General features: G+C 70.2%; 12 protein-coding genes. 9 read left to right on the forward strand and 3 right to left on the reverse strand.

The window, feature by feature from the left end; translation table 11 throughout:
• Positions 1–196 precede the first annotated feature (196 nt).
• The 9 genes from OO60_RS32380 (at position 197) to OO60_RS32420 (ending at position 12,292) form a co-directional block, all read left to right on the forward strand.
• On the forward strand, positions 197–3,490 hold the full coding sequence (locus OO60_RS32380) for a hypothetical protein (RefSeq protein WP_155848827.1): 3,294 nt from the start codon (positions 197–199) through the stop codon (positions 3,488–3,490).
• 351 nt (positions 3,491–3,841) lie between these two features.
• The gene (gene fabG / locus OO60_RS32385) at positions 3,842–4,603 is read left to right on the forward strand and encodes a 3-oxoacyl-ACP reductase FabG (RefSeq protein WP_003060399.1); all 762 of its coding nucleotides are present in this window, start codon (positions 3,842–3,844) and stop codon (positions 4,601–4,603) included.
• A gap of 5 nt (positions 4,604–4,608) precedes the next feature.
• A complete protein-coding gene (locus OO60_RS32390) occupies positions 4,609–5,061 on the forward strand; it encodes a MaoC family dehydratase (protein ID WP_003060396.1) in 453 nt (150 codons plus the stop codon).
• 107 nt (positions 5,062–5,168) lie between these two features.
• Positions 5,169–6,185, forward strand: a complete 1,017-nt coding sequence (locus OO60_RS32395) for a phosphotransferase family protein (RefSeq protein WP_003060390.1) — start codon at positions 5,169–5,171, stop codon at positions 6,183–6,185.
• Entirely contained in the window at positions 6,185–7,408 is a 1,224-nt protein-coding gene (locus tag OO60_RS32400) for an acyl-CoA dehydrogenase family protein (protein WP_003060388.1), read from the forward strand. Before OO60_RS32395 ends, OO60_RS32400 begins: the two co-directional genes overlap by 1 nt.
• Positions 7,405–8,589 carry an acyl-CoA dehydrogenase family protein gene (locus tag OO60_RS32405; protein WP_003060386.1) on the forward strand — a complete coding sequence of 395 codons (1,185 nt, stop codon included), beginning with the start codon at positions 7,405–7,407 and terminating at the stop codon, positions 8,587–8,589. The genes OO60_RS32400 and OO60_RS32405 overlap by 4 nt, the downstream gene beginning before the upstream one ends.
• Complete coding sequence (locus OO60_RS32410) at positions 8,586–9,680, forward strand: acyl-CoA dehydrogenase family protein (RefSeq protein ID WP_003060383.1); 1,095 nt, start codon at positions 8,586–8,588, stop codon at positions 9,678–9,680. The genes OO60_RS32405 and OO60_RS32410 overlap by 4 nt, the downstream gene beginning before the upstream one ends.
• Before the next feature lie 100 nt (positions 9,681–9,780).
• Positions 9,781–11,274, forward strand: a complete 1,494-nt coding sequence (locus OO60_RS32415; RefSeq protein WP_033262772.1) for a hypothetical protein — start codon at positions 9,781–9,783, stop codon at positions 11,272–11,274.
• A 139-nt stretch (positions 11,275–11,413) separates the two neighbouring features.
• Positions 11,414–12,292, forward strand: a complete 879-nt coding sequence (locus OO60_RS32420; protein WP_004563124.1) for an alpha/beta fold hydrolase — start codon at positions 11,414–11,416, stop codon at positions 12,290–12,292.
• Here OO60_RS32420 and OO60_RS32425 read toward each other — a convergent pair.
• From OO60_RS32425 to OO60_RS32435, 3 genes are read right to left on the reverse strand one after another with little or no spacing between them, the layout of a single operon-like run.
• Complete coding sequence (locus tag OO60_RS32425) at positions 12,289–12,915, reverse strand: TetR/AcrR family transcriptional regulator (RefSeq protein WP_004563125.1); 627 nt, start codon at positions 12,913–12,915, stop codon at positions 12,289–12,291. The genes OO60_RS32420 and OO60_RS32425 overlap by 4 nt on opposite strands.
• 14 nt (positions 12,916–12,929) lie before the next feature.
• The gene (locus OO60_RS32430; protein WP_004563127.1) at positions 12,930–13,910 is read right to left on the reverse strand and encodes a phosphotriesterase family protein; all 981 of its coding nucleotides are present in this window, start codon (positions 13,908–13,910) and stop codon (positions 12,930–12,932) included.
• A 4-nt stretch (positions 13,911–13,914) separates the two neighbouring features.
• Positions 13,915–15,567 (reverse strand): AMP-binding protein, encoded by a 1,653-nt coding sequence (locus tag OO60_RS32435; protein WP_004563131.1) that lies wholly within the window; start codon positions 15,565–15,567, stop codon positions 13,915–13,917.
• Positions 15,568–15,721: the final 154 nt, after the last annotated feature.

Consider the following 15,721-nt stretch of genomic DNA (forward strand, 5'->3'; position numbering starts at 1 on the left):
CGTCGCTGCCCGCCCTTCATGTGGGAAACCATCCCACTTCCGGCAGGTCATCGTCATTCTCTGGACAGCGCAGATCTCCTCGAGTGCCTTCGGCAACACCCGCGGACATGGAACTGACTGGTCGTTGAGTCCTCCGTTCGGGGTATACCGGGATGGTGCTTCCGAATGTGCGGCGTAGTGGCGAGATACTGACTTGATGCCTGACGATGCGGATGTGCCGCCGGACGGAGTGGCGAACTCCGTAGGCGGTGAGGTCAGCGGATCGGTGGTGCAGGCGGGCAGTGTCACCGGTGGGGTGCACATCGGTGACGTCAACCTACGGACCGGCGCGCCGGTGCGTACCCGGTACCGCGAGCAGGTCAAGCAGATCGCGCCCAAGGAGTTGGTCAACCGCGAGGCCGAGCGAGCCGATCTCGCCGCATTCGCCATTGACCCGGCGTGCGCGGGCAGCTACGCACTCTGGCGAGCCCCGGCCTGGGCAGGCAAATCGGCCCTGCTTTCGTGGTTCGTCCTCAATCCCCCAGCCGGTGTGCGAGTGGTGTCCTTCTTCATCACCGCACGGATGGCGAGTCAAAACGACCGTGGGGCGTTCGTGGAGAACGTGCTCGAACAGCTTGCCACGCTGCTGGACGATCCCCTGCCGGCGTTGCTCACCGTCCACACTCGCGAGGCGCACATGCTCGGGTTGCTCACCGACGCCGCCCACGCCTGCGAGGACCGCGGGGAACGGCTGGTTCTGATCGTCGACGGGCTCGACGAGGACCGCGGGGTGACGACCGGTCCGGACGCTCACAGCATCGCCGCCCTGCTGCCGGTAGAGCTGCCGGCCGGTCTGCGGGTGATCGTCTCCACCAGGCCGCAACCGCCCATTCCCCCGGATGTGCCTGATCACCACCCGCTGCGTGACGCCGGTATCGCCCGCACGCTGGCCATCTCCGAGAAGGCGACGGCCATCCGCGCGGAGATGGAACGCGAGTTGAAAGAACTACTCACCGGCACGCAGCTGCAACAGGACCTGCTCGGGCTTCTCGCCGCGGCAGGTGGCGGCCTGGGCCCTCGCGAATTGGCCGAGCTGACGGGCCAGTCTCTGTGGGAGGTCGACGACCACCTGCGCACCGTCACCGGCCGCAGCTTCGCCCTCCGGGACGCGCAGTGGCAACCGGACTCCACGATCTACGTACTGGCTCACGAGGAACTCCAGACGGCCGCGACAGCCATGCTCGGCGACACCAGGATCGCGGGCTACCGCGACCGGTTGCACCGGATGTACGCGCGCTGCCGCGCGAGGGGGTGGCCGCCGTCCTCACCGGAATATCTGTTGAACGGCTACTTCAACATGCTCAAGGCGGCCTGCGACCTTCCGAGAATGATCGTTTGCGGCACTGACCTGGCTCGCCACGACCGAATGCTGGACATCTCCGGCGGCGACGTCACGGCCATCGCCGAGATCATCAGCACCCAGGAAGCCATCGCAGACGGAGGGCTCGCGGGAACCGCTGCGGTGTCGGCCATGGTCAGGCTGGCAGTGCACCGCGACCACCTCCGCAAGCGCAACTCCTACATCCCGCTTGAGCTGCCCGCGGTTTGGGCAGCTCTCGGCCACGTCCACCGGGCAGAGGCCCTCGCACAGTCCATCACCAGCCCACCTTGGAGACGCAGAGCGCAGGTGGCACTGGTCGGAGCGCTCGTGGACACCCAGGAACTCGACCAGGCCGAGCTGGTGGCGCATTCCATCACCAACGTGGTCGAGAAGTACCAGTCGCTCGTCATGGTGATCGAGGCACTGGCCAAGGCCGGTGCGTACGACCGGGCGCGCACCCTGACCAGCCTGATCACCAATCCGGTGGCACGCAGTCAGGCCCTGGCCGCGGTGGCGGGGGCGCTCGCCGTCGCCGGAGAAACCGACCACGCCGAGGCCTGCGCCAGGGCGATCACCAACCGATCCTGGCTGATTCGCGCACTCACCTCGGTCGCCACGGCGACCGCGGAGAACGGCGACGGCAGGCGAGCGTGCGTACTCGCCATGGAGGGCGCTGCCCTGGCCAGGAAGCTGTCCAACTACGACGAAGAACGCGCAGCCCTGGATGCATTGGCCAAGGCACTGACCGTTGCCGGTCACGAGGATCAAGTGCGCAGGCTGACGCTGCGGACCCACAACAAACCACAGGACCGTCCGCCGGCCTCGAAGCCGGACGAGGAGAGCCCGGGACACGAAGGGATACCGGTCGAAGAGGTCGGTAACTGCGAAGAGCTGGTTGCCCTGGCCAAGAAGGCCATCATCGGTGGTAAGCCGGAAACAGCACATGCCGCGGCTACCGAGGCCGAAGCACTTGCCAGGAGGATGAGCAATCCGGTCGGTGACGGCCAGGCGCTGGTCACCCTGATCAAGGCCGCAGCCACCGCGGATGACCTGGACCGGCTGCTCGCGCTCACCGAGCTGATCACCCGCCGCTACAAGAGGGTCCAAGCGCTGGTCGTGCTGATGAACCTGGTGGAGAAGAACTCGGTCCGGGCGCGCGCGCTCGGAACCACCGCCGAGAAGTACGCCCTGTCGATCGAGGACAGTTTCGAGCGAAAGCAGGCCCTGCTCTCGCTGGTGAAAGCCGCGGTGCCGATAGGCGATCTCGGCTGGGCGGAAGCATTGACGCAGTCGATTCCCGCGTCCGTCGAACACACCGAGGCGCTGCACATCCTGACCAAGGCGCTGGCGGCCAACGGGAATTCGGATCGGGCGCTGCAACTGGTCCAGGTCGGGGCACCCGGTGAACGGTGCCGGATGCTGATCGGCATCGCGTGGGCCATGGTGAGCGCCGGGGACCGTGACCGCGTCCACGAGCTGGTCATCCGTACCGCCGCTCTCGTCCGCACGATCGCCGTTCGCGTCGAAAGAGTCCGGATGTTGGCCAGGCTGGCCGAGCTGACGAGCACCGTGGGACGTCCGGAACTGACCGAGCGTCTGTTGCAGGAGGCTCGAGCACTGGTCGGAGGGATCGAAGACCGCCTCCTGATTTCGGCCGGGTTGATCGGAGCAGTCGCCACCCTCGGCGATTTCGCGCGCGCAGAGAGGCTCGCTCTGACCATCAGCGATCCGGTCAGGCGACGGGCGGAGCTGATCGAGTTGAGAGCAGCTGTGATCGATCACCCCGATCGCGTGGCCGCGTTGACGATCACCATCGATGCGCTCCTGGAATCTCGCGCATCCGGGGGTGCGCCCTCGGTGCTGGATTCGCTGATCGCCAAGGGTGACCTCGACCGAGCCACCCAGCTGATCCGCTCGATACCCGACTCCGACAAGCGATGCGCCGCGTGGGCGGCGTTGGCCGCACACCTCGGGCCTGCGCACTGCGCGGGCCCCATCGTGGCGATTCTTGCGTTGCAGCCGTGGGAAAAGGCACTGGAATCAGTAGTCGAACACCAGCCGGCGGCGCTGACTGCGCTGATCGACGAACTGCTGGCCATCTCGGTTCCCACACCGAACCCATCAGCCTGACCGCGCTACACCGGCCCGCTCCTTTGACGAGGTTCGACGCGCTCGTCCCTCGTTCGTGTACCACGCAGCGAATGCCCGGGTTGAATTGCGATGCCGCCACGGCACGGACGAATGCGGCGCTTCGACGTCGCGTCTTTACCGCAGCTGCCGCAGCAAGTCAAGACCACAGCCCACTACCACTCTGCAGCGGTTAGCCCGAGCGGAGCAGGGGCTTCATGATCTCGCAGGCGCGGTTATGATCCTGCGCATGCTCGCACCACTTTGGTGACCAATCTCGCGTATCGTGCGGTGACCAACCGCTTAGTAGGCTCGCGGGCACGAGCCCGCTTCTCAACGACGAGGAGGTCCCCCGTGACCGATTCCCCTTCCCGCGTCGCCGTGGTCACCGGTGCCGGCCGTGGCATCGGTGCCGCCGTCGCCGCCCGGCTGGCCGATGACGGGTTCGCCGTCGGGCTGCTCGACCTCGACGAGGCCGGCGTCAAGCAGGGCGCCGAGGCCATCGTCGCCAAGGGTGGCAAGGCCGTCGGGGTGGCCCTCGACGTCGTCGACGCCGAGCAGGTCGAGGCCGCCGTCACCCGGGTCGCCGACGAGCTGGGCCCGCCCGTCGTGCTCGTCAACAACGCCGGGATCACGCGTGACAACCTCATCTTCAAGATGACCGAGCAGGACTGGGACTCCGTGCTCGGCGTGCACCTCAAGGGGTCGTTCCTGATGACCCGCGCGGTGCAGAAGTACATGACGCAGGAGAAGTACGGCCGGATCGTCAACCTCTCCAGCACCTCGGCGCTCGGCAACCGCGGCCAGGTCAACTACTCCGCCGCGAAGGCCGGCATGCAGGGCTTCACCAAGACCCTCGCCATCGAGCTGGGCAAGTTCAACGTCACGGCCAACGCCATCGCGCCGGGCTTCATCGCCACCGACATGACCGCGGCGACCGCCGAGCGGATCGGGATGAGCTTCGAGGACTTCAAGGCCGCCGCCGCGTCGCAGATCCCCGTGCAGCGCGTCGGGACGCCCGACGACATCGCGCACCTGACGTCGTACCTGGTCAGCGAAGGCGCCGGGTTCGTCTCGGGCCAGGTCGTCTACGTCGCCGGCGGACCGAAGGACTGAGGCCGATGCGCGAGTTCGAGAACCTGGACGCCTTCGCCGCGGCGGTCGGCGAGCACCTCGGGTACAGCGAGTGGGTGAAGGTCACCCAGGACCGGGTGAACCTGTTCGCCGACGCCACCGACGACCACCAGTGGATCCACGTCGACGAGCCGATGGCGACCGCGGGCCCGTTCGGCGGCACGATCGCCCACGGCTTCCTGACGCTGTCGCTGCTCTCGGCGTTCGGCCCGAAGATCTACCGGGTCAACGGCATCAAGATGGGCATCAACTACGGCCTCAACAAGGTCCGCTTCCCGCAGCCGGTGAAGGTCGGCTCGAAGGTGCGCGCCGGGGCCGAGCTGGTCGAGGTCACCGACATCCCCGGCGGCAAGCAGGCGGTGTCGAAGTGGACGGTCGAGATCGACGGCGAGGCGAAGCCCGCCTGCGTCGCCGAATGGGTGACGCGGTTCCTCGCGTGACCGGCCCGGGACGCGTCGCTTCCCCGGGGAAGTGACGCGTCCCGCCGTCTCTGTACCTCATACCGACTAGTCGGTATGCTCTCCCGGACGGAGCTTGAGGAGGCTGGATGAACCCGCCAGGACTCGACCTGGACCGCCTGCGCGCCCACCTGGACGCGCAGCGGCCCGGGATGGTCGCCGGGGAGCTGACCGCGGACGTCGTGGAAGGCGGCCGGTCGAACCTCACCTACGTGGTCGGCGACGGCCGGTCGCGCTGGGTGGTGCGCCGCCCGCCGCTCGGGCACGTGCTGCCCACCGCGCACGACATGGGCCGCGAGTTCCGGGTGATCTCCGGCCTGCGCGACACCGCCGTGCCGGTGCCCGAAGCCCTGCTGCTGTGCGAGGACGCCGACGTCCTCGGCGCGCCCTTCTACGTGATGGGCTTCGTCGAGGGCACGCCGTACCGGACCGCCGGCCAGCTGGGCGAACTCGGCCCGGACCGCACCCGGGCGATGGCCGACGCGCTGGTCGGCACGCTCGTCGACCTGCACGCGGTGGACCCGGCCGCGGTCGGGCTGGGTGACTTCGGCCGTCCGGACGGCTTCCTGGAGCGGCAGCTGCGGCGGTGGAAGAAGCAGCTCGACGCGTCCCGCAGCCGCGACCTGCCGGGCATCGACGAGCTGCACGACCGGCTCGCCGCGGCGGTGCCGGTGTCGGGAACGCCGTCGATCGTCCACGGCGACTACCGCCTCGACAACGTCCTGGTCGACGAGACCGACCGGATCGCCGCGGTGCTCGACTGGGAGATGTCGACACTGGGCGACCCGCTGACCGACCTCGCGCTGCTGGTCGCCTACGCCGAGCGCGACAAGGTGTCGCTGCCGTTCGTCTCCAACGCCAGCTCCGCGCCGGGTTACCCGAGCACGGACGAGGTCGTCGCCCGCTACGCGGAACTCTCCGGGCGGGACGTCTCGCAGCTGAACTGGTACGTCAGCTTCGCGTTCTTCAAGCTGGCCGTGATCCTGGAGGGCATCTACTACCGCTTCAGCAAGGGCCAGACGGTCGGGGCGGGTTTCGAAGGCGTCGGGGCCGGGGTCGCCCCGCTCGTCGCGCACGGCAACGAGATTCTCAAAGAGGAGAAGTAATGGACTTCGCGTTCGACGAGAAGACCGAGGAGCTGCGCGGGAAGCTCCTCGAGTTCATGGATTCCCACGTCCACCCCGCCGAGCCGGTGTTCGAGCAGCAGCTCGCCGAACGCGACGACCCTTGGGCCATCCCGCCGGTCGTCGAGGAGCTCAAGGCCGAGGCGCGCCGGCGCGGCCTGTGGAACTTCTTCCTCCCCGGCGAGCACGGCGCGGGCCTGACGAACCTGCAGTACGCGCCGCTGGCGGAGATCACCGGCCGCAGCATCCGGCTCGCGCCGGCCGCGCTCAACTGCGCCGCCCCGGACACCGGGAACATGGAAGTGCTGGCCATGTTCGGCACCGAGCAGCAGCAGAAGCAGTGGCTGGAACCGTTGCTGAACGGCGAAATCCGCTCGGCCTTCGCGATGACCGAGCCGGACGTCGCCTCCTCCGACGCCCGCAACATCGAGACCGCGATCCGGCGTGACGGCGACGAATACGTCATCACCGGCCGCAAGTGGTACATCTCCGGTGCGATGAACCCCGCGTGCAAGATCTTCATCGTGATGGGGAAGACGGATCCCGAAGCCGCGCCGCACAAGCAGCAGAGCATGATCCTGGTCCCCCGCGACACCCCCGGTGTCACGGTCAAGCGCGGCATGCACGTGTTCGGCTACGACGACAGCGACCACGGCGGCCACGCCGAGGTGCTCTTCGAGGACGTCCGCGTGCCGGTCGAGAACCTCATCGCCGGCGAGGGCGACGGCTTCGCGATCGCCCAGGCGCGGCTCGGGCCGGGCCGCATCCACCACTGCATGCGCGCCATCGGCATGGCCGAGCGGGCGCTGGAACTCATGTGCCGCCGGGCGATCTCGCGCGAGGCGTTCGGCAAGCCGATCGCCCAGCAGGGCGTGGTGCAGGACTGGATCGCCGAATCGCGCGTGCGCATCGAACAGCAGCGGCTGCTGGTGCTCAAGACCGCGTGGCTGATGGACACCGTCGGCAACCAGGGCGCGCACACCGAAATCCAGGCCATCAAGATCTCCACGCCGGCCGCGGTCGAGTGGATCCTCGACAAGGCCGTGCAGGTGCACGGCGCGGGCGGGGTCAGCCAGGACTTCCCGCTGGCCGCGATGTGGGCCGGGAACCGCACGCTGCGCCTGGCCGACGGGCCGGACGAGGTCCACAAGCGCTCGCTGGCCCGGCGCGAACTGAAGAAGTACCTCTCGGAGGGCGCGAAGTGACTGTCACCGCCGAAGACCTGACCCGCCAGGCCACCGAATTCCTGGCCTCGCACGACCCGCGCGATGTTGTCCCCCTGGAGTTCCTGCGGGCCCGGTTCGACGCCGGGCTCGCCTGGATCCACTTCCCCGCCGGGCTCGGCGGGCAGAACGCGCCGCGCGCGCTGCAGTCCGTTGTGGACGGTGTGTTCACCGGCGCGGGCGCGCCGGACAACAACCCCCGCCGGATCGGCATCGGCCTCGGCATGGCCGCGCCGACCATCCTCGCCTTCGGCACGCCCGAGCAGCGCGAACGCTTCCTGCGTCCACTGTGGACCGGCGAGGAGGTGTGGTGCCAGCTGTTCTCCGAGCCCGGCGCCGGTTCCGACCTCGCCGCCCTCGGCACCCGCGCGGTGCGCGACGGCGACGACTGGATCGTCACCGGCCAGAAGGTGTGGACGTCCGGGGCGCACGAGTCGCAGTGGGCGATCCTGGTCACCCGCACCGACCCGGACGTGCCCAAGCATCAGGGCATGACGTACTTCCTGTGCGACATGACCGCGCCCGGGGTCGAAGTCCGGCCGCTGCGCCAGATCACCGGCGAGGCCGAGTTCAACGAGGTCTTCCTGACCGACGTCCGGATCCCGGACAGCCAGCGCCTCGGCGCGGTCGGCGAGGGCTGGAAGGTCGCGCAGACGACGCTGATGAACGAGCGCGTCGCGATCGGCGGGCACGTCCAGCCGCGCGAAGGCGGGCTGATCGGGATCGTCGCGAAGACCTGGCGCGAACGGCCCGAGCTGCGCACGCCGGAGCTGCGCGACCGGCTCGTCCAGCGCTGGGTCGAGGCGGAAACGCTGCGGCTGGCGGGCACCCGGCTGCGCCAGCAGCTCGCCCTCGGCGCGCCCGGGCCGGAGGGTTCGGCCATGAAGGTCGCCTTCTCCGAGCTCAACCAGGCCCTGACCGGCCTGGAGGTCGAGCTGCTCGGCGAAGAGGGCCTGGCCTACGACGACTGGACGTTCCGGCGCCCGGCGATCGTCGACTTCACCGGCCGCGAAGCCGGTTACCGCTACCTGCGCGCGAAGGGCAACTCCATCGAGGGCGGCACCTCGGAGGTCCTGCGCAACATCATCGCCGAGCGCGTGCTGGGGCTGCCCTCGGAGCCGCGCGTCGACAAGGACGTCGCCTGGAAGGACCTGCCCCGATGACTGACCTCCTGTACTCGGACGTCGAGGAAGACCTGCGGGCTTCGGTCCGCGACCTGCTGAAGGACAAGGCGTCGGCCGAGGCGCTGCTGGCGCGCGCCGAGACGGCGGAGCCGTACGACCTGAAGCTGTGGCGGACGCTGGCCGACGAGGTCGGCGTGGCCGGGCTGGCGGTGCCGGAGGAACTGGGCGGACACGGCGCGTCGGCCCGCGAAGTCGCCGTGGTGGCCGAGGAACTGGGCCGCTGCGTCGCGCCGGTGCCGTTCCTGGGCAGCGTGGTGCTGGCGACGACGGCGCTGGTCCGCGCTTCGGCGGACGAGTTCGTCCGGCGGCTGGCCTCGGGTTCGGCAATCGGTGCGCTGGCCGTGCCGCTGTCGACGGCGCCGGGCGCGGGCTTCCCGTCGTCGGTGACGGCGAACCCGGACGGCGCCTTGAGCGGCCGGGTGGGCACGGTGGCCGACGCGTCGGTGGCGGACCTGCTGGTCGTCCCGGCCGCCGGCCCCGACGGCCCCGGGCTCTACGTCGTCGAGGCGTCGGCGGCGACGGTGTCCGAGCTGGTCTCGTTCGACCTGACCCGCCGGGTGGCCGACGTGACGCTGTCGAACGCGCCGGCGGTGCTCGTGGCGTCGGGCCCGGAGGCGGCTTCGGCGTTGGAGAGCGCGCTGCTGTTCGGGGCGGGCATCCTCGCGTCCGAGCAGACGGGCGTCGCCGAGTGGGCGCTGACCGAGACCGTGCGCTACCTCAAGGGGCGGTACCAGTTCGGCCGCCCGGTCGGCGGGTTCCAGTCGCTCAAGCACCGGCTGGCGAACCTGTACACGGACCTGGTGCTCGCCCGCGCGGCGGCCCGCAACGCCGCCGACGCGCTGGCCACCGGCACCGACGTGCCGATCTCGGTGGCGGTGGCCCAGGCCCGCAACGCGCCGATCGCCGTCCGCGCGACGGAGGAGGCGATCCAGCTGCACGGCGGCATCGGGATGACGTGGGAGCACCCGGCACACCTGTACCTGAAGCGCGCGAAGGCGGACGAAATCGCCCTCGGCACCCCCGGCAGGCACCGGGCCCGGCTGGCGGACCTGGTCGACCTGCCCGCGTAGGTCGCCGGCGGAAACGGCCCGTTCCCGACGCGGAACGGGCCGTTTCCGCAACTCATTCGGCCGTGCCGGACGCGGCGATGGCTGCCGTACGCTGAGTCCCATGGCGCAGGCCATCCAGAAGCACCTCAACCAGGCGCTGATGCGTATTCCCCGGCGGGCGGAAAGCGCCGACCGGTCGACGCTGGCCGCGACCTACGTCGCCGCCGGATCGTTTTCCGCGATGATCAATTCGGCCGACCACCAGCTCCTTTTCGGCCGCCGCGGCACCGGCAAGACGCACGCGTTGCTGCACCTGCAGGAACTCGCCGAGGGCACCGGGGACCTCGCGATCCACCTCGACCTGCGGACGATCGGCTCCAGCGGCGGCCTCTACGCCAGCACCGCGCTGAGCCCCGCCCAGCGCGGCACGCAATTGCTGGTCGACACCCTCGAAGCCGTCCACGACCGGCTTTTCGCCGTCGCCGTCGACGGCAATTTCCCGAATCAGGACGCGCTGGTGCGCGGCCTCGACGCGCTGGTGTCCGCCGCCACCGAAGTGGAAGTCGTCGGCGAAACCGAACAGGAGCAGACTTTCGGCGGCGCCGTGGAACGGGAATACTCCGCGGAATTGAGCGTCACCCACGGCGGCGGCGCCCGGGCCGGCGCGCGGCGCAAGGCGTCGGCGACGGCGTCGAGCCGCCGCAAGCGCACCGGCGTCGAGCAGCACCGCGTGCTGTTCGGCCCGCTGAGCCGGGCCGTGCAGACCGTGGCGGACGGGGTCCGGCCGGCCCGGCTGTGGCTGCTGCTGGACGAGTGGAGCAGCGTGCCGCTCGACCTGCAGCCGTTCCTGGCGGACCTGCTGCGCCGCAGCGTGCTGCCGGTCCGCGGCATGACGGTGAAGATCGCCGCGATCGAGCACCGCGCCCGGTTCTTCGTCCCGCTCGACGACGACTACCTGGGCATCGAGGTCGGGTCGGACGCGGCGTCCGCCGTCAGCCTGGACGACGCGCTGGTGTTCGGCCGGTCGCCCGCCGCGGCCCAGGCGTTCTTCCGGGAGCTGTTCGGCAACCACGTCCGGCCGATCCTCGCCTCGATGCTGCGGACGCCGGTGCCCGGCGCGTTCGTCGACGCCGCCTTCGACGGTGGCGCGTTCCCCGAGCTGGTCCGGGCGGCCGAGGGCGTCCCGCGCGACGCGATCAACATCGCGGCGCTGGCCGCGCAGCACGCCCACGACGGGAAGATCACGCTCGCGCACGTCCGCCGGGCCGCGCGGGACTGGTACCTGCGGGACAAGCAGTCGGTGATCAGCCGGGACGACGACGCCGACCGGGTGCTCGGGCTGCTGGTGGACGAGGTGGTGGGCCGGCGCCGCTGCCGCACCTTCCTGCTGCCCGCGCGGGACCGCCCGGCCGCGATCGACACGCTGTGCGACGCGCGGCTGCTGCACATCCTCAAGCGCGGCGTGGTCGACCCGCGGCGCCCGGGGCGGCTGTACGACGGGTACGCCATCGACTACGGCTGTTACGTGGCGCTGCTCGCCGGGAACCGCCGCCCGGCCGACGTCTTCACGGTCGACAAGGCCGTGGTGGACCTCGAGCGGCTGGGGTCTTCATGAAGAAACTTCAGTTTCGCGGGGAATTTTCGCTCAGATGAGCGAAAATTCTGTGAGCCAGGCCACTCCGGGCGCAAACGTGTGACAAAAGTGCCCGGATCCCCATGGTTCTCGCGGGGGATGCGGATCTAGCCTGTGCGCCATGGAATCAGCCGTCGCCCCGACGGACGCCGCCGCGCTGGAGGAATTGACCATCGCCGTCGGCGGCCACCACCACACCGCGCTCGCGGCCGGCCCCGAGTCGGGCGAGCTCGTGCTGCTGCTGCACGGCTGGCCCGAGTTCGCGGAGGCGTGGACCGAGCAGCTGCACGCGCTCGGCGAGGCCGGCTACCGGGCGCTGGCGGTGGACCAGCGCGGGTACGCGGCGGGCGCGCGCCCGGACGGCGTCGAGCACTACGCCCTGGATCTCCTGGTCGGCGACGTACTGGCGTTCGCCGAGAGCCAGGGCGCGGACCGCTTCCACCTGGTCGCCCGCGACTGGGGCGGCATGGTGGCCTGGGTGTTCGCCACGGCCCACCCGGACCGCCTCCGGTCCCTGACGGTGCTCTCGACCCCCCACCCGGCGGCCCTGCGCCAGGCGGCGGCCACGGACGACGGCCAGTTCCACGACCTGGGGTACATCCGCTTCTTCCGCCGCGAAGAAGGCAAGGCCGAGAAATACCTCTTACGCGACGAAGCGGCGCAATTACGGGCTGTTTACAGCCGCCGCATTCCCCGGGCGATCGTCGAACGCACCGTCGAGCGCCTTTCCGAACCGGGCGCACTGACGGCCACGTTGAATTGGTACCGCGGAGCGACGAACGACGCGTTCGACATCCCGGCGGGCCGCATCCGGGTCCCGACGCTGTACCTGTGGGGCCGCGAGGACCCGTACCTCGGCCAGAGCGCGGCGGAGCTGACGGTCCACCACATCGACGCGGAGTACCACTTCCAGATCGTCGAGGGCGCGAGCCAGTGGATGGCGATGGAGGCCCCGGACGAGGTCAGCGCGCTGCTGCTGGACCACGTGCAGCAGCACTAGCCCGCCGGCGGCCGCAGGGCGTCCAGGAGCAGGTCCGCGTAGTGGTCGCCGATCTGGCGGGCCGTCAGCGACCCGCTCCGGCGGTACCACGAGCCCAGGTGGTGCACCGAGCCGAAGAAGAAGTCCACCACCACGTCGGCCGGTTTGTCCGTGCGGAACTCGCCCGATCGCTGGCCCTCCTCGACCAGGCCGCGGAAGCGCTCGTGGTACTTGCGCCGCTCGGCGCGGACCGCCTTCTGCTTGTCCGGGGACAGCTGGTGCATCGACTGCAGGAAGATCGTGTTGTCGTCCAGGTTGTCGATGCTCGACACCACCACGTCGGACGCCGCCGCCGCGAGGCGTTCCCGCAGCGGTGCGCCCGACGAGGCCACGCTCTCCAGCTGGCGGGTCTGCTCGCGCAGCACCCGTGCGTAGATCTCGTAGAGCAGGTCGTCCTTCGAGCCGAAGTAGTGGTACATCGCGCCCTTGGTGACGCCCGCCGCCTCGACGATCTCCTGGACCGAGGTGCGGTCGAAGCCCTTCTTCGCGAACAGCTTCGTTGCGTGCTCCAGCAGCCGCCGGGGGACGGCGGCCTGGTCGTCGCCGGTGGCTTCGCCCGGCTTGCGGGTGCTTGCTCGAGTCACCGCTGGACCCCCTCTCAGGACGCACCAGGATAACGCCACGACAGGAACCGCCGCGGGTTGTCCACGAGCATCGTCGTGATGTCCGCTTCGGACACCCCGCGCTCCCGCAGCGCCGGCAGCACGTCCCGGGTGATGTGCAGGTAGTGCCAGTTCGGCGCGATCGACGGCAGCTGCGCCGCCGGGAGCCAGTCGATGTAGCAGGACGCGTCGTGCGAGAGCACCATGCTGCCCGCGTAGCCGCGTTCGCACAGCGCCGCGACCGTGTTCACCCGCTCCTCGAACGGCAGCAGCAGGTCCAGGCCGAACCGGTCCATGCCCAGCAGCGAGCCGCGGTCGGCCAGCTCCGTCAGGTACCCCAGGTCCGCCGAGTCACCCGAGTGCCCGAGGAGCACGCGGGTCAGGTCGACGCCTTCGGACGCGAACACGTCCTGCTGCTCCAGGCCGCGCCGGGTGCCCGCGTGCGTGTGCGTCATGATCGGCGCGCCCGTTTCGGCGTGGGCGTGCGCCACCGCCCGCAGCACCCGCTCGACGCCCGGGGTCACCCCGGGTTCGTCGGTCGCGCACTTGAGCAGGCCGGCCTTGACGCCGGTGCCCGCGATGCCGTCCCGGAGGTCCCCGACGAACATGCCGACCAGCGGGTCTTCGCCCTGCAGCAACGTGCCCGGCCCGCGGAAGTGCAGGTAGTGCGGCACGTCGTGGTAGGTGTACAGCCCGGTCGCGACGACGATGTTGACGTCCACCTCGGCCGCCACCCGCTGCACGCGCGGGATGTACCGGCCGAGGCCGATCACCGTCGGGTCGACGATCGTGTCGATCCCCGCGTCCTTGAGCTCCTTCAGGCGCCGGATCGCCTCCGGGACGTGCTCGTCCTCGCGGAACCCTTCGTGCTCCGGGTAGTTCTCGGCGAACTCGGGGCTGAGCACGAAGAGGTGCTCGTGCATCAGCACCCGGCCGAGCGCTTCCGGCGCGATCGCGCCGCGGACCGTTTCGACCACCGCGCTACCCCCGGGCCCGCAGCTCGCGGCGCAGGATCTTCCCGCTGGTGGTCTTCGGCAGCTCGTCGAGGACTTCGATGGTCCGCGGGTACTTGTAGGCCGCGAGGCGCTCCTTGCACCAGGCCACCAGCTCGGCCGGATCGGCGTTCGCGCCGGGTGCCGGGCTGACGTACGCCTTGACCGTCTCGCCGCGGTATTCGTCGGCGACGCCCACGACGGCGGCCTCGCGGACCGCCGGGTGCGTGTAGAGGACGTCTTCGACCTCACGCGGCCAGACCTTGAAGCCGGACGCGTTGATCATGTCCTTCTTGCGGTCGACGACGTAGACCCAGCCGCGCTCGTCCATGAACCCGATGTCGCCGGTGAGCAGCCGGCCGCCGGGCAGGGCTTCGGCCGTGGCCTCGGGCCGGTTCCAGTAGCCCGAGACGACCATCGGGCCCTCGACGGCGATCTCGCCCGCCTGGCCGGGCGGCAGCTCCTCGCCGTTCTCGCCGAGGATCCGGACGATCGTGTCCGGCACCGGCAGGCCGATCGAGATGGTGCCCGACGCCGGGTCGATCGGCGCCTCGAGGGTGCCGGGGACGACGACGCAGCCGGCCGTGGTTTCGGTGAGGCCGTAGCCGTTGTGGATGTAGTGCCCGGTCTTCGCGCGGAACGCCTCGACGACGGCGGGCGGCAGCGCGGCGCCGCCGGAGTACAGCAGCGCGAACGACGCGAAGTGTTCGCGGCTGAAGGACGGGTGGGCCATCAGCGCCATGTAGGCCGTCGACGGACCGACCGTGTACGACGGCTCGTGCTCCAGGAACGCGTCGAGCACGACCCCCGGCTCGAAGCGGTACGCCAGCGCGAGCGTGCCCTCGATGTCGATCGCGGAACCCAGCTCGCAGACCATGCCGGTGATGTGGAACAGCGGCGCGAGCCCGAACAGCGTCGACCCCGCGGGCAGGCCGCTGAACGAGCCGAGCCCGGCGGCGTTGGTGCCGATGTTGCCGTGGGTGTTGGTGGCGCCCTTCGGCGTGCCGCTGGTGCCGGAGGTGTAGCTGATCAGGGCGGTGTCGCCGAGCGCGAAGGCGGGTTCCGGCGGTTTCGGGCCCGGCGTGGCCGCGGCTTCGAGGAGCTCGGTCGCGCCCGGGGTGGCCTCCCGCTCGACCTTGGCCAGGACGCGCTCGTCGTCGCGGGTCTGGAACTCCAATTCGCTCGTGGTGAGCGCGATGCCGACGCCGTTGGCGGCCGCCGTCTCGCCGATGTAGGCGTTCCAGCCGCGCTGCGAGCAGACGACCGCCTTGACGCCGGCGTCGGTGAACACGTGCGTGAGCTCGCGTTCGCGGTACATCGGGTTGACCGGCACCACGATCCCGCCGGCCTTCCACGCGCCCAGCAGGGCGACCACGAACTGGGGGATGTTCTGCAGCACGAGGGCCAGCCGGTCGCCGCGGGCGAAGCCGTGGGCCGTCAGGTACCGGGCGACGCCGTCGGAGAGCTCGTCGACCTCGCGGTAGCTCAGCCGCGCGTCGAAGTACGCGATCGCGGCCCGGTCCGGGACGTGGTCGACGGCCCGGCGGAACGCCTCGGGCAGCGTCGTCGGCTTCGCCGGCTCCGCGTCCCGCACGCGCTCGTCGTAGCTCGCGAGCCAGGGCTTCGCGTCGTACCAGCTCATCCAGTGACCTCCTTTGGACACCGACCGGTCGGTATGCCGACGCTAGGAGGACACGGCGGCCCGCGTCAAGCCCCACGCGGACGCGCCGAAATTGCGCGGAACAATTCCCGCGCTCCGAAACAATGCGGCCAGATGCCGCCGTCACCGAGGTACA

The sequence above is a fragment of the Amycolatopsis vancoresmycina genome (genome assembly GCF_000716785.1).
GTDB lineage: Bacteria > Actinomycetota > Actinomycetes > Mycobacteriales > Pseudonocardiaceae > Amycolatopsis > Amycolatopsis vancoresmycina.

What these genes read in the sequence shown, in the direction of transcription:
- OO60_RS32380 (WP_155848827.1), top strand. Translation starts at nt 197, where the DNA reads ATGCCTGACGATGCGGATGTGCCGCCGGACGGAGTGGCGAACTCCGTA.
- OO60_RS32390 (WP_003060396.1), top strand. Translation starts at nt 4,609, where the DNA reads ATGCGCGAGTTCGAGAACCTGGACGCCTTCGCCGCGGCGGTCGGCGAG.
- OO60_RS32395 (WP_003060390.1), top strand. Translation starts at nt 5,169, where the DNA reads ATGAACCCGCCAGGACTCGACCTGGACCGCCTGCGCGCCCACCTGGAC.
- OO60_RS32400 (WP_003060388.1), top strand. Translation starts at nt 6,185, where the DNA reads ATGGACTTCGCGTTCGACGAGAAGACCGAGGAGCTGCGCGGGAAGCTC.
- OO60_RS32410 (WP_003060383.1), top strand. Translation starts at nt 8,586, where the DNA reads ATGACTGACCTCCTGTACTCGGACGTCGAGGAAGACCTGCGGGCTTCG.
- OO60_RS32415 (WP_033262772.1), top strand. Translation starts at nt 9,781, where the DNA reads ATGGCGCAGGCCATCCAGAAGCACCTCAACCAGGCGCTGATGCGTATT.
- OO60_RS32420 (WP_004563124.1), top strand. Translation starts at nt 11,414, where the DNA reads ATGGAATCAGCCGTCGCCCCGACGGACGCCGCCGCGCTGGAGGAATTG.
- OO60_RS32435 (WP_004563131.1), bottom strand. Translation starts at nt 15,567, where the DNA reads ATGAGCTGGTACGACGCGAAGCCCTGGCTCGCGAGCTACGACGAGCGC.